Source organism: Marinomonas sp. 63XJN7_7_ISO-PGPR-S23-202, assembly GCF_056173505.1.
The window spans coordinates 5,026,945-5,041,456 of record NZ_CM149677.1; the positions used below are offsets into that span (position 1 = coordinate 5,026,945).

At 46.7% G+C, this 14,512-nt stretch carries 12 protein-coding genes; 8 read left to right on the forward strand and 4 right to left on the reverse strand.

Translation table 11 applies throughout. From position 1 onward, the window contains the following. The first annotated feature begins 202 nt into the window (after positions 1–202). Both AC0VYG_RS23165 and AC0VYG_RS23170 read left to right on the forward strand, forming a co-directional pair. Positions 203–976 (forward strand): response regulator, encoded by a 774-nt coding sequence (locus AC0VYG_RS23165; protein ID WP_475430184.1) that lies wholly within the window; start codon positions 203–205, stop codon positions 974–976. Beyond that, positions 963–2,417: an ATP-binding protein gene (locus AC0VYG_RS23170; protein WP_475430185.1), complete on the forward strand. Its 1,455-nt coding sequence runs from the start codon at positions 963–965 to the stop codon at positions 2,415–2,417. Before AC0VYG_RS23165 ends, AC0VYG_RS23170 begins: the two co-directional genes overlap by 14 nt. On the opposite strand, the gene AC0VYG_RS23175 is transcribed toward AC0VYG_RS23170, so the two are convergent. Genes AC0VYG_RS23175 through AC0VYG_RS23185 form a run of 3 tightly spaced genes read right to left on the reverse strand, consistent with a single transcriptional unit; the run spans position 2,414 to position 6,081 of the window. Further along, on the reverse strand, positions 2,414–4,099 hold the full coding sequence (locus AC0VYG_RS23175; RefSeq protein ID WP_475430186.1) for a putative bifunctional diguanylate cyclase/phosphodiesterase: 1,686 nt from the start codon (positions 4,097–4,099) through the stop codon (positions 2,414–2,416). The genes AC0VYG_RS23170 and AC0VYG_RS23175 overlap by 4 nt on opposite strands. Positions 4,100–4,103: 4 nt before the next feature. After that, a complete protein-coding gene (locus tag AC0VYG_RS23180; protein WP_475430187.1) occupies positions 4,104–4,553 on the reverse strand; it encodes a response regulator in 450 nt (149 codons plus the stop codon). Continuing rightward, positions 4,546–6,081: a sensor histidine kinase gene (locus tag AC0VYG_RS23185; protein ID WP_475430188.1), complete on the reverse strand. Its 1,536-nt coding sequence runs from the start codon at positions 6,079–6,081 to the stop codon at positions 4,546–4,548. The genes AC0VYG_RS23180 and AC0VYG_RS23185 overlap by 8 nt, the downstream gene beginning before the upstream one ends. 457 nt (positions 6,082–6,538) lie before the next feature. On the opposite strand from AC0VYG_RS23185, the gene AC0VYG_RS23190 reads away from it, so the two are divergent. From AC0VYG_RS23190 to ushA, 5 genes are all read left to right on the forward strand, one after another. Next, a complete protein-coding gene (locus tag AC0VYG_RS23190; RefSeq protein WP_475430189.1) occupies positions 6,539–7,789 on the forward strand; it encodes an ABC transporter substrate-binding protein in 1,251 nt (416 codons plus the stop codon). 69 nt (positions 7,790–7,858) lie between these two features. Next, positions 7,859–8,782 carry a carbohydrate ABC transporter permease gene (locus tag AC0VYG_RS23195; protein WP_067011546.1) on the forward strand — a complete coding sequence of 308 codons (924 nt, stop codon included), beginning with the start codon at positions 7,859–7,861 and terminating at the stop codon, positions 8,780–8,782. After that, the gene (locus AC0VYG_RS23200; protein ID WP_067011548.1) at positions 8,772–9,656 is read left to right on the forward strand and encodes a carbohydrate ABC transporter permease; all 885 of its coding nucleotides are present in this window, start codon (positions 8,772–8,774) and stop codon (positions 9,654–9,656) included. The genes AC0VYG_RS23195 and AC0VYG_RS23200 overlap by 11 nt, the downstream gene beginning before the upstream one ends. Positions 9,657–9,723: 67 nt before the next feature. Next, on the forward strand, positions 9,724–10,833 hold the full coding sequence (locus tag AC0VYG_RS23205; RefSeq protein WP_475430190.1) for an ABC transporter ATP-binding protein: 1,110 nt from the start codon (positions 9,724–9,726) through the stop codon (positions 10,831–10,833). Between the two features lie 187 nt (positions 10,834–11,020). Next, positions 11,021–12,637, forward strand: a complete 1,617-nt coding sequence (gene ushA, locus AC0VYG_RS23210) for a bifunctional UDP-sugar hydrolase/5'-nucleotidase UshA (RefSeq protein WP_475430191.1) — start codon at positions 11,021–11,023, stop codon at positions 12,635–12,637. Positions 12,638–12,721: 84 nt separating this feature from the next. On the opposite strand, the gene rph is transcribed toward ushA, so the two are convergent. Further along, complete coding sequence (gene rph, locus AC0VYG_RS23215) at positions 12,722–13,444, reverse strand: ribonuclease PH (protein ID WP_067011554.1); 723 nt, start codon at positions 13,442–13,444, stop codon at positions 12,722–12,724. A gap of 183 nt (positions 13,445–13,627) precedes the next feature. Here rph and AC0VYG_RS23220 point away from each other — a divergent pair, with 183 nt between their 5' ends. Further along, positions 13,628–14,494 (forward strand): YicC/YloC family endoribonuclease, encoded by an 867-nt coding sequence (locus tag AC0VYG_RS23220; protein ID WP_475430192.1) that lies wholly within the window; start codon positions 13,628–13,630, stop codon positions 14,492–14,494. Positions 14,495–14,512 lie beyond the last annotated feature (18 nt).

The window sequence follows — 14,512 nt, forward strand, 5'->3', positions numbered from 1 at the left end:
TATATTTTGCAATCAATCACCATGATGTAACACCCACGGTCACCACTCTGGCAAGAAAGTATGACGGTGCCCCTCAATTAAATCAACTTAATTTATTTAATTTTCTGTACAGAATCCGCTCATTTCACTAATTGGTTCCCTCTGTCTTTTCTTGCTAAACTGAAACATTGCTGTTTATTTTTCACTATTCTTGAGAGTCACCATGACAAACGCCAAATCCATCTATGTTGTTGATGACGATGATGCCATTCGTTCCTTGTTAAAAACCTATCTGGAAAAACAACAGTTTCAAGTGTTTACCGCCGAATCAGGTGAAACCTTCTTGGCAGACTTTCCTCAGCATAGCCATGTGGATTTGGTTGTACTGGACATTATGTTACCCGGCCAAGACGGTTTTTCCGTCTGTCGATCACTCAGAGCTCTCTCCCATGTCCCAGTCATTATGCTCACCGCGAACTCAGATGAAATGGATCGCATTATCGGGCTCGAAATGGGGGCCGACGATTACCTCGCTAAGCCATTCAATCCACGCGAACTACTGGCTCGCATTAAGGCTATCTTACGTCGCATGGAACACGTGGATGTGATGGAACAAGAGCAAGTTGCTCAGCGCTACTATCATTTCGCGTCCTTTACGTTAGATACTCTCTCCAGAGAACTGTCTTTTCAGGGTGAAAAGGAGCCCCTATCCGGTGCGGATTACAATTTATTAATGCTCTTTTTAGCCCATCCAGGTGAAGTGCTTACCCGCGAACAAATTGCCGAAAATACCCGCGGCCGAGAAAGTGCCCCACTGGATCGTTTTATCGATGTTCATGTTAGCCGTTTGCGCCAACGCTTAAGAGAAGACGCACGCCATCCACAATTAATCAAAACCGTGCGCGGTCAGGGTTACATTCTGACCGCGAACGTCCTCAGTACAGACAGCGAGTCCAGCACTCTCTCTAGTATGGCATCGTCGGATGCTAATGCTTAAAGCTCGTCTGAAGCGTTGGTCCCAATCGCTCACAGGACAAATATTAATCATCATGGCATTAGGGGTTGCCAGTGCCCAGTTTATTAGCTCAACCATTTGGCTAAAACAGGTCGAGTCAGATACCCAAAAGAATGTAACGGAAGTCTCCAAACACATGGCCTTTCGTATTGCCGCCACCGTGAGTTATTTTACCTCTTTGCCACAGGCGTATCGCCATATTGTGATAGATCAGTTGCAATCCATGGGGGGCACACGTTTCTTCGTCACCCTCAACCATGAAGAAATTCGTATCAACCCTTTACCTGACACCGCCCTAAAAGACATTGTCAAAAACCAAATACGCGAGACCCTTATTAAGCAACTGGGCATTCATAATGCCAAGATTGCCTTTTCTAGCCCCACGGACCTGCACGTTATTAATAACCACACACTGTTGACCGATTTGCCCGATCATTGGGGGGCACACAGTTTATTAATAAAACCGCTGACACCACCGATCATCGTCATCCAAATTCCGATCAATAAAGGGAAAAACTGGCTTTATCTCGCCACCCTGATGCCCGCTCCCTACTTTTTAAAAGGTAGCTCAGCCCTCAGCCCGGAGCGCTTGTTTTCCATGGCCATTTCTGTCGTCACTGTCTTACTCTTAAGCTTAATAATTCTCAGACGACTGACTCGCCCATTAGCCATACTGGCACGCGCCGCTGAACGCTTTGGACAAGGGGATGCCAAACCGATAGACGAAGTGGGGAGTATTGAAGTACGCAATACCGCCCATGCCTTTAACGACATGCAAGCGCGCATCCAACGTTATTTAAATGATAGAGAACGCTTATTTGCCTCCATTTCTCACGACTTAAAAACCCCGATTACGCGTTTGCGTTTACGGGCAGAAATGCTAGATGAAGACGACACCCGTGATGCCATGATCCGTGATCTTGAAGATTTAGATATGCTGGTCAAAGGGGCCTTACAAAGTGTTAAAGAAACCGATATTCATGAGAACCGAGTAGAAGTCAACATTCCTAGGATACTGAAAGACATACAAAGCTCAGCGAATACCAGAGACACCAAAGTCACCCTCAGCGGCGAACTGGCGTCACCTTACATAGGGAAGCCGCTAGCCATCAAACGCTGTTTAGGAAACCTGATCGACAATGCTTTGTATTATGGAAAGGAGGCAAAAATTATCCTAGAAGACAACGAGGAAGGCTTAACCATTCGTATTTGCGACCAAGGCCCAGGCATTCCTATTGAAAAAATTGATAAAGTCTTTCAACCCTATACACGCCTTACCGCTAACCATGTCAATCATCCTGGCGGTATGGGATTAGGCTTAAGTATTGCTCGCAATATTGCCCGTGCCCACGGTGGCGAGGTGACATTAAGCAATAGAGAAACACAAGGTTTGGAAGCGACCGTTTGGCTGCCGAGGCACTAAAAAAACAAGCGGCTCAAGTCTTGAGCACACATAGGACGGTGTAAGAAGAAGCCTTGGCCGACCGTACAGCCATAGTCCACCAGCTCATCCCACTGTTCTTGGGTCTCTATCCCTTCGGCGATCACTTCTAACGATAGCCCTTTAGACAGAAAAATAATCGCTTGCGTAATGGTTGGATCGGACAAATGGTCTCCATGATCGCCAGAGACAAATCCCCGGTCAATCTTAATGCTGTTAATAGGCATTGCCTTCAGATATCGCATAGAAGAATAACCCGTACCAAAGTCGTCAATCGAAATGCGAATCCCCGCTTGACGAATGTCTTCTAGCAAACTCATGTTGACCGCACTGGTGTCAATAAATGCGTCTTCTGTGAGTTCTATTTCCAACCTATTTGGCGGTATATTGTAACGTTTCACCGCCTCCAACAGAGAGCTTTTGAAACTCGGCGACTTAAGCTGCTTTGGGGAGACATTAAACGCAATCATGGGGCAAGCATCATGTCTCAACCACAAATGCAATTGCTGACAAACGTGATCGATCACCCACTCCCCAAGCGGGACAATCAACCCCATTTTATTGGCCGCCGGAATAAACTCATTTGGCATACGCATGGAACCATCCGCTTGCGGCCAACGAATTAACGCCTCAACCCCCAATAATTTGCCTGTCTTAAGGTCTAATTGAGGTTGATAGTAAAGTTCAAATTCGTTGTTTTGAATACCTAAACGAATCTCTTTCTCCAGCGTAATCGCCTGTTTTAATTTCTGCTGCAATTCTTCCGTATAAAAAGCACATCGCTCGAAAGGGTTTTTCTTACATTCATACAAGGCCATATCGGCTTTTTGCATCAGCGTGGTGCCATCCGTGCCATGTTTTGGATACATGGCGACCCCCACACTGGCTGATACATCCAAAGTGACGGTGCCTAACATGGCTGGCTGCATAACCTCCTTGAGTACTTTTTCCACGGCAGCTATAACGCTGTCATCATCCTGCACATTTTCAAGTAACAACGTGAATTCGTCACCACCAATACGTGCCACCACATCGTTGTTACGCACTACGTTTAATAAGCGGTAACCAATTAGTGTCAGTAATAAATCCCCAATGTGGTGGCCAAGTGTATTATTCACCCCATTAAAACGGTCTAAGTCGATGAAAACCACCGCAAACTGACTCTTGTTTCTTTCCGCTTTAGCAATCACCAGTTTAATATGTTCTTCGAACAGTATCCGATTCCCCAGTCCCGTTAAGGGGTCTCTCTTAAGCATCTCTGCAATCTGTCGCTCTACCTGCTTACGCTCTATTGCATGACGAATGCCTCGCTCTAATAAGCCCGCACTCATTTCATCTTTAGGAATAAAGTCCGCTGCGCCTTGTCGCATCAACGCATCGTCCAGTTCAACATTCGAATGCCCCGTCATCACAATCACCGGAGTATCTAAGCCGACTCTTTTGGTGTGTTTCAATAAATCAATACCAGTATGTCCTCCTAAAAAATAATCCAGTAGAACAAGGTCATATTGTTGAGTGAGTAATAAATCAATGGCTTCATCAAACTGTTTGGTATGAGTAATCTCATAGGAAGATCGTTGACTTTTATTTAAGCATTCTTTTAACAAAATAAAATCTTGTGGATCGTCTTCAATTACCAATAACTTCAAAACCTGCCGTTTCATGAGACTATTCCTCAATTTGAAGCGATCTATGCTTATTAAAAAGCCAAAAGTGATATATGGAATTCATAATTTTCTCCAGCTCTCTTATATTATCTGGCTTATAAATATATGAATTCGCACCCATTTCATAACTTTTCTCCACATCTTCATGGGCATCGGAGGTTGAAAAAATCACCACAGGCAGCTGATTAAACGACTGGGCTTTTCTAAGTCTTGATAAACACAAACGGCCATCCATTTTGGGCATATTCAGATCAAGTAGCACTAAATAATTCGTCTGTTCATCAACCGATTCATAATGAGAATGCGATGTTTGGGACACTATAAAGTCTAGCAACAATTCGCCACTTGGAAAGGACAAAAACGAAACCGGTAAACCAATACGTTTTAATGCGGTTTTCACTAAAACAACGTCTTCTGGGTCATCATCGACCATAATAATGCAATCATTCATTGAGTTGCTCTTCCTGCCTTATTAAGGGCAATTCTATATAAAAAGTACTCCCTTCACCTTGTAACGAATCTGCCCAAATTCGTCCTTGATGACGGATAATAATTTTACGGCAGATAGCCAAGCCCATCCCGGTACCTGGATATTGATCTCGCCCATGTAGTCGCTTAAAGACTTCGAATATCTGTTCTGCATATTCGCTTTCAAAACCAATGCCATTGTCTTGAATCGTTAACAGATACTTGCTTTCTTGCTGCTCCCCGCTAATCACAATCTTAGGAACCTGATCCAGTTGACGATATTTAATAGCGTTTCCTATCAGGTTTTGCATCACTTGGCGCATCTGGCTGGCATCCACTTCAATACTCATCAAAGGCGATACCGTAATCTCAGCCTGGCTTTCTTCCACTATCAATTGCAAATCCGCACAGACCTCCTCTATCAAAGCGTTTAAATCCGTTTTTTCAAACGAGTTCGCCATTGATGTGACTCGGCTGTAAGACAACAGACTGTCCAACAAAGTTCGCATGCGTTCCGCCGCATCCACCACGTACCCAGAATATTCTTTTCCCTCCTCAGTGAACGTCCCGTAATCTTCCCCTTGCAACAATCGAGAAAACGCAATGATTTTGCGCAGCGGCTCCCGTAAATCATGGGAAGCGATAAAGGCAAACTCTTGTAATTCTCGGTTCGAGTTTTCGAGTTCATTATTACGGCTTTCGATAAAACGCTGATATTTTTTGCGTTCACTAATATCCACAATCGTTGCCACAATCTCTTGATCAAAGCTGCCTTCAATCGGATTCAAACCGATCTCAACAGGCACCTTATGGCCATCCAAACAGACCCCATAAAGATCCTTACGATCCCCCATCATTCTTTTAGTGGGGGCTTTCACATAATTATTGCGATCCCCATAATGTTGAGGACGGTGTTCTTTGGGAACCAGCCCTTCCACTGATAGGCCAACCATCCTCCCCTCAGGGTAACGAAAAATACTTTCTGCCAAGGTATTGGCTTGGGCAATAGAGCCATCCTTACGCACCACCAACATGCCATTAGGTGCCGACTCAAAAATACTCTGCATGCGCTGGCGCATCCGATTGGCCGATTCAATTTCCTGCTCCAGCTCTTTTTGAGTTGCTTCTAATTCTGGTGTGGGCTGGTCGGTTTGGGGCTCAAGATCCATTTCATCTGAGGCTCCAAAAAATACGGCACTCAGCGTCGAACGATAACAATACAATGCTGCTAAACCCGCGATGACAAACACACAGTTAATCAGTAGATAGACCACCATAGAGATGGACTCAGAAGCGACAACTCCAAGAAAAGAAAGACACGCTTGAGAAAACAAACAGACAGACAACGCCAAGCTACTCAAGCGGGCCGTTGCCGTTTGTTGTTTCGCGATAAAAAAGAAGCAAAGCGAAGCAAACACGCAAAAAAGGCTTAAAATAAGCCCGTTAAACAATTGCATGTGAGGCCACCAAACGGAAGAAGCATCCTCCATCCCATATAACGTCTGTTCCATATAACAATCCATTTCTCAAAAAACAGCCAAAATCCACGACTATATGACAACATCTAAGGGGCTCGTCGTATCAATAACCCCTTCCTTTTTCAGTATAGTCAGGCGCGAGAAAAATACAGTACAGACTACCCACAGGATCCAAACTCAGACAATAAGCCCGAATGGATCATGACTGACTAAAGGACAGACAATTCCGAAAACATCCCTCTTTTTAACATACAAACCATTGACAACAAAGTGCACAAAATCGATAGAACCAAACCACCCAATGCAAGACTTTGTTACATTAGGTTGCTCTATTTTACCACTTAGCTTGCCAAGCTTTGCTAAATTGCAACTCGGGTTAGTATAGAAACGGTCCATTTGTCGACGCCTCTGTACTCTCAACGACACATAATAAAGACAAATTACCGAGCAAACCGTTCGGGCACCATAACAATAACAAAGGTTAATTATCATGAAGAAAATTGCTTTAGGCCTAACCGCAGTTGCACTTTCTCTTGCCGCGTCTACCAGCCAAGCTGGCCAGGTAGAAGTACTACATTGGTGGACATCCGGTGGCGAAGCGGCCGCTATCGATGTATTGAAACAAGAGATGAAAGAGCAAGGCGATACATGGAAAGACTTTGCCGTAGCGGGCGGTGGCGGTGAATCGGCCATGACGGTGTTAAAATCTCGCGCTATTGCTGGTAACCCACCTTCTGCCGCACAGATCAAAGGCCCTACTATTCAAGAATGGGGTGATCTAGGCTTCTTGGAAAACATCGATGACGTGGCTAAAGCAGGTCATTGGGATCAACTTCTTCCTCCTGTCGTCAGTAAAATCATGAAATACGACGGTCATTATGTTGCCGTACCGGTTAACGTTCACCGTGTTAACTGGCTTTGGGCCAACCCTGAAGTCTTCCGCAAAGCGGGTGCCTCCATCCCGACAACATGGGATCAATTCTTCGTTGCTGCCGACAAAATCAAAAAAGCAGGCTACATTCCACTGGCTCATGGTGGCCAAGCGTGGCAAGACGCCACACTATTTGAAGCCATTGCCCTATCAGAAGGCACCGACTTCTATAAAGCGGCGTTCGTTGATCTAAAAGACAACGCATTAAAAGGCCCCAAAATGGTTGATGCCTTAACGAAATTCAAAAAAATGCGTCAATACGTCGATCCAGGCTTCTCAGGTCGTGACTGGAACGTCGCCACCTCCATGGTCATTAATGGCAAAGCGGCCATGCAAATCATGGGAGACTGGGCGAAAGGTGAATTCACCGCGGCAGGCAAACGACCAGGCATCGATTACGTCTGTATTCCAGCACCGGGTACAAGTGGTCAATTTACCTTTAACATCGACTCACTTGCCATGTTTAAAGTCAGCGGCAAAGACACACAAAAAGCACAGCGAGACTTGGCACGTTTGGTCATGGAGCCAAAATTCCAAGAAGTCTTTAACTTGAAAAAAGGCTCTATTCCGGTTCGTTTAGGCATGCCTCGTGACAAGTTTGATGCTTGTGCTGATTCCTCTATGGACGCCTTCAATGCCGCCTCGGCAACAGGTGATCTCGTCCCAAGTATGGCCCACGGCATGGCGGTGAATTCTATGATTCAAGGCGCGATGTTCGATGTCATCACTAACTTCTTCAACAGCGACTCAATGACACCCGAGCAAGCAGCAGACAAGCTAGCCCGTTCGGTTAAAGCTGCCAGCATGTAATTGACTGCTCGTGAGGCTAACCGCATCGGTTAGCCTCTTTGTTTCTCCCTTTGTCGTGACGTATTAATTATGAATACTAACACTCCCCACTCTGGGTCTAAGTCAGCTCGCCCTTCAGGCTTCAGCCTTACCGACTGGATGCCGAAAATTGTCCTGGCCCCCACCATGGTCATCGCCCTTGTCTGTATCTATGGCTACATGATCTGGACAGCCGTGCTCTCTTTTACGAACTCTCGTATGCTGCCGTCTTATAATTTTGTCGGCTGGGCACAATACGAGCGCCTGTTTAATAACGACCGCTGGATGGTTGCCCTCACCAACTTGGGCATTTTCGGCAGTTTATTTATTCTGATCTGTTTGTTTTTAGGCGTGATGCTAGCCATTTTTCTCGATCAGAAAATTCGCGCTGAAGGCGTGATCCGTACCATTTATCTTTACCCTATGGCGATCTCTTTTATCGTCACAGGTACCGCTTGGAAATGGCTATTAAACCCTACCAACGGTATCCAAAAACTGATGATCGATATGGGCTTTGTCAATTTCAAATTCGACTGGCTCATCAACCCACACATGGTAGTTTACTGTTTGGTCATCGCTGCGGTCTGGCAAGCCTCTGGTTTTGTAATGGCGTTATTTTTAGCTGGCCTTCGCGGCGTCGACGGCGACCTTATCAAAGCCGCTCATCTGGATGGTGCCAGCACCTTTACCACCTATCGTCGTATTATTTTACCGTCGCTTAAACCGGTATTTTTCAGCGCCCTGGTCATCCTTGCGCACATCGCAATCAAGAGTTTCGACCTAGTACAAGCGTTAACTAATGGTGGGCCTGGCTATGCGTCAGACTTGCCGGCAAACTTTATGTATACCTATACCTTCTCGCGTAGCCAAATTGGTATGGGCTCAGCCTCTGCCATGGTCATGCTAGGGTGTATTTTGGCGATTCTCGTTCCTTATTTGTACTCTGAATTACGAGGTGAGCGCAGTGAAAAATAATGTCGTTGGTCGTAAGACGTCTGGCGTAGATAAAGCCCTACGCATTGCCTTGTACGCAACATTAATTCTGGTGGCAGGCTTCTATTTGATGCCATTGGTCGTCATGTTGATTACCTCCATGAAAGACGCTGAAGAAGTGCGTAATGGCACCCTCTTGTCTTTGCCCAGTTATATCCACTTCGATTCCTGGGAAAAAGCTTGGTCAAGTGCCTGTACTGGCAGTAGCTGTCATGGGATTTCGCCCTATTTCATGAACTCCTTTAAAATCGTTATCCCCGCTGTGGCTATATCGACGATTCTTGGTGCCATCAACGGCTACGTCATTTCATTATGGCGCTTCCGTGGTAGCAACTTATTTTTTGCGGCCTTGCTATTAGGGTGTTTTATCCCTTTCCAAGTGGTGCTTTTACCAATGGCGCGTACGTTAGGCTGGCTAGGCATCGCCAGCTCCACCACAGGATTGGTATTCGTTCACGTGGTGTACGGTGTGGCCTTCACGACACTGTTCTTCCGTAACTTCTACCAATCGATTCCAGGGGAATTGATCAAAGCGGCACGCTTGGATGGTGCCGGCTTCTTTACTATTTTCTACCGTATTATTTTACCAGTTTCCACACCCATTATCGTTGTTACCGTTATTTGGCAATTTACCCAAATCTGGAACGACTTCTTATTCGGTGTGGCTTTCTCTGGCTTTGAATCACAGCCTGTGACCGTTGCCTTGAATAATTTAGTTAATACCAGCTTTGGTGGTAAGGAATACAACGTGGACATGGCCGCTGCCGTCATCGCCGCTTTACCAACGCTTATCGTGTATGTATTTGCAGGAAAATACTTCGTCCGCGGTCTAACTGCGGGGGCGGTCAAAGGTTAAGAACGACGCTCGCACTTATTCATTCTTTCACCATGCGAGCGATTCACAGAGAATTTGGAGCAACAAGATGGCAAACCTAACCATAGACAACGTAAAAAAGAGCTACGGCAAAACAGAAATTTTAAAAGGCATTAACATTGCCATTGAAGCGGGCGAGTTTTTGATTCTCGTCGGCCCTTCTGGGTGCGGTAAATCCACCCTAATGAATTCCATTGCTGGGCTGGAAGATGTGACCGAAGGTCGCATTCTCATCGCGGACAAAGACGTCACTTACACCAGCCCAAAAGATCGCGACATCGCCATGGTGTTTCAATCTTACGCGCTGTACCCCAACATGACGGTGGCACAAAACATCTCTTTTGGCTTAGAAATGCGCAAAGTGCCAAAAGAAGAGCGTGATGTGGAAATTCAACGGGTAGCAGAGCTGTTACAGATCAGCCATTTATTGGATCGTAAACCCGCACAACTGTCCGGTGGTCAGCGTCAGCGTGTGGCCATGGGCCGAGCCTTGGCCCGTCGTCCGCAGCTGTATCTATTCGATGAGCCGTTATCGAACCTAGACGCCAAATTGCGTGTGGAAATGCGTACCGAAATCAAAAAGCTACACAAAAAACTTGGCACCACCATCGTCTACGTGACCCATGATCAGATCGAAGCCATGACCTTGGCCGACCGCATTGCAGTAATGAAAGATGGCGAAGTGCAGCAATTGGGTACACCGCAGGAAATCTACGATAATCCAGCAAACTTATTTGTTGCGGGCTTTATGGGCTCCCCTGCAATGAACTTTATACCCTCGAAAATCGTTGAGCAGAACGGTGTACCGATGCTAGAGCTGAATGCCAGTGAAACAACAGCCTTGCCTTTCCCTAACCCAGACTCATTAAAAGCTTATGTCGGCGAAACAGTGTTACTTGGTTTACGCCCTGAAATGATCACCGAACCCCAGCCCCACAAAGAAGGCCAAGAATTCGTCGTCACCACGGGTATCGAAGTGGAAGTCACTGAACCAATGGGCGCCGACACCATGATCCTCACGCGCATCAACGACGCCGAGATCAACTGTCGCTCGAACCCAGCCTACCCAGCCAAACCTGGGGATGTCATCAACATGATGTTCGATACCTCTAAAGCTGTGGTATTCGACGCGAAGTCAGGCAGGCGCTTAGACGTTTAACCTCCCTATCAGAGACTCCCGTCATTGTATTTTGCCAACCTTCGGGTTGGCTTTTTTATAGTATGACGGTGCATTGACAAGACTGTTCATTTACAAGAGAAAGAGGCAAACTTTTCACACAAACTCTCGAACTTATCGCCGATATAAGCTACCTTTCTGGCAAACGAAAGCTCAAAGGAATGGCTAAATGAAATGGTATCGTCGATCTCTTAATTATCTCCTAGTCAGCCTACTCACCCTCGTCATGGTGGGTTGTGCAAGCCTTGCACCTACACCACCAGCGAAACCCGATTGGCAACCGGGCAAAATCTATCATCTAACCATTTTACACACCAACGACCACCACGGTCGCTTCTGGCAGAATGAGCAAGGCGAATATGGCCTAGCTGCTCGTAAAACCCTTATCGATAATATTCGCGAAGAAGTCGCACTAAACGATGGCTACACCATGCTGCTATCCGGCGGCGACATCAATACCGGCGTTCCAGAGTCCGATTTACAAGACGCCGAGCCAGATTTTCTCGGTATGCGCATGCTTCACTACGATGCCATGGCCCTAGGGAATCATGAATTCGACAATCCCCGAGCGGTACTGGAGCAACAGCAAAAATGGGCAGGCTTCCCCTTTCTCTCCGCCAACATTATCAATAAAAAAACGGGCAAACCACTGTTTCAGGCCTATAAAATTTTCAAAGAAGGGAACCTAAAAATTGCCGTCGTTGGATTCACCACAGACGATACCGCCAAGCTTGGCAATCCAGAATACCTCAAAGGCTTGGAGATCAAATCCCCCATTGAGGTGGCCAAAACCCTGATCCCAACACTGCGTAAGCAGGCGGATATTATTATCGCCATCACTCACATGGGCCATTATAAAAATGGCAACCATGGCGGCAATGCACCTGGCGACGTGTCTTTGGCTCGGGCGGTACCCGGCATTGACGTGATTATCGGCGGTCATTCTCAAACCCCTCTATTCAAACCCGACATGCAAAATGGCACCTTGATTCTACAAGCTCACGAGTGGGGTAAATACGTGGGGCGCCTTGATCTGACCTATGAAGACGGCAAAATTACGCATTCTTCCTATAAGCTCATTCCAGTGAACTTAAAGAAAAATACGTCAGACCAACACAGCAAAGACCGATTGATTGAGGATGACATTCCACAAGACCCAGACATGATCAACTTATTGACCCCTTATCAAGAAAAGGGTGAACAAGCGCTCAATAGCAAAATTGGCAAGGCAACAGGCGACTTTATCGGGGATCGACACAAAATTCGCCATCAAGAAACCAACTTAGGCAACTTAATTGCCCGCACGATGAAAGAAGCCGCTCACGCTGACCTCGCGGTAATGAACTCAGGCGGTATTCGTGACAGCCTCCCAGAAGGTGCTATCACCTATAAAAGTGTGCTGAAAGTCCAACCTTTTGGAAACACCTTAGCGTATGTCACGCTTAACGCCGACCAGCTCACAGACTATTTATCGGCGGTAGCCAGTATGCCGCCAGGCACTGGGGCCTTTGCCCAATTCCAAGGGGTATCACTCACCCTGAAAAATGGCAAAGCCATCCACATACTCATTAACGGTAAGCCACTTGAACAAGGCCGCACCTACCGCCTTGCCACCAACAACTACTCCGCCAATGGCGGTGACGGCTACCCGAAACTCACCGACTTACCAAGCTATGTCAACACAGGCGACAGCGATGCGGACCTATTAGTGCAGTACATCAAACAGCATTCACCGCTGAATCCAGACGATTACGCCCCAACAGGGGCCATCCAACGGGAGCCATAGCCAATAAAAACCAGCCCCTGATAGGATGATGCTATACAACCTATCAGGGGCTGGCCTTATTCAAAATATAAGCCGTGCTAACGCTTATTTTTTCTCAAACAACACATCCCGTTGCAGCGCCATGATTTCAGAAATACCTTTACGCGCCACCGCCAACATGCCCATCATATGCTCATCACTAAAGGCTTCGCCTTCGGCCGTTCCTTGAATCTCAATGAAACCTCCTTTGTCGTTCATGATGACATTCATATCGGTTTCGGCATTGGAATCTTCTAGATAATCCAAATCTAGTACGGGCACACCTTGATAAACCCCCACGGAAATGGCCGCGATTTGTGCCACAATGGGGTTTTCTTTTACTTTTTTCGTTTCCACCAACACGCGCATGGCATCGGCCAATGCCACAAAACCACCGGTGATAGAGGCTGTACGAGTGCCGCCGTCGGCTTGAATGACATCACAGTCAATGGTGATTGTATTCTCACCTAATTTTTTCAAATCCACCGCGGCACGCAAAGAGCGACCAATTAAACGTTGAATCTCAACCGTGCGACCGCCTTGCTTGCCTCGTGCGGCTTCGCGGTCCATACGGCTGTGCGTAGAACGAGGCAACATACCGTATTCTGCGGTAATCCAACCTTGGCCCTTGCCTTTCAAGAAACGAGGCACGCCATTGACCACCGTCGCAGTACAAATAACCTTAGTATCGCCACATTCGATCAACACCGACCCTTCGGCATGTTTAGTAAAGTTGCGTGTGATCTTCAGGGAACGTAACTGATCTGCTTCTCTTCCGCTTGGACGCATATTTGCTCTCTCTGTCATAACCATTTTTAAAGGCCCAATTATAATGATCTTAGATAAAATTGCGCCCCCAGTGATGGGAAAAACCAACAATCCATGAAACTGTCGAAGCAAAGCCCGTTAAGCTACAATAAGCCTTTCGTTTTTCTCTTTATTCCTTTTTCTATTTATTGTTAGGTACTCAAGATGACAGCAAGCATGACCGCTTTCTCACGCCAAGAAGCCGTATTCGACTGGGGCACCATCAGCTGGGAAGTACGCTCAGTGAACCAACGCTACCTAGAGCCCAGTTTTCGTCTACCGGAAAACTTCCGCGAGCTTGAGTTTGCCTTTCGTGATGTGCTGCGCAAAAAAATCAACCGAGGCAAACTAGAATGCCAACTGCGCTTTCAAGGCGTTGACAAAGCCGCCACCAGCTTGAGCATCAACCCAATAAACGCCCAAGCCCTAGCGAATGCTATCAACACACTTGGCACCTGGTTTAAAGACCTTGATCCAGCCAATCCGTTAGACATCTTAAAATGGCCGGGCATCCTCAGCGAAGAAGGCAGCGACTTTGAAGCCATCAAAAAAGCCGTCGTCGAACTCTTTAACCAATCGGTTGACGAACTCATCCAAGTACGACTTCGCGAAGGCGCACAACTCAAAGACATCATCGAACAGCGCCTTGATGCCATTGATCACATCGTCGAAGACGTCAAAGCCAAACTACCAGAGATTCTAGCCGCGCAAAAACAAAACCTACTCGACAAACTGGAAGCCGCCAAAGTCGACCTCGACCCCATGCGTGTCGAAGCAGAAATCGTGTTATTGTCACAAAAAGCCGACGTCGCCGAAGAACTGGATCGCCTCGCCACCCATACCAAAGAAGTCCGCCGTCAGCTACAACAAAACGGCCCCATCGGCCGCCGCCTCGATTTCCTTATGCAAGAACTCAACCGCGAAGCCAACACCCTTTCCTCAAAATCCATCGTCGTGGAAACCACCCAAAGCGCCGTGGAATTAAAAGTTCTGATTGAACAAATGAGGGAACAGATCCAGAATATAGAATAGGTTTTCATAAGAAATTAT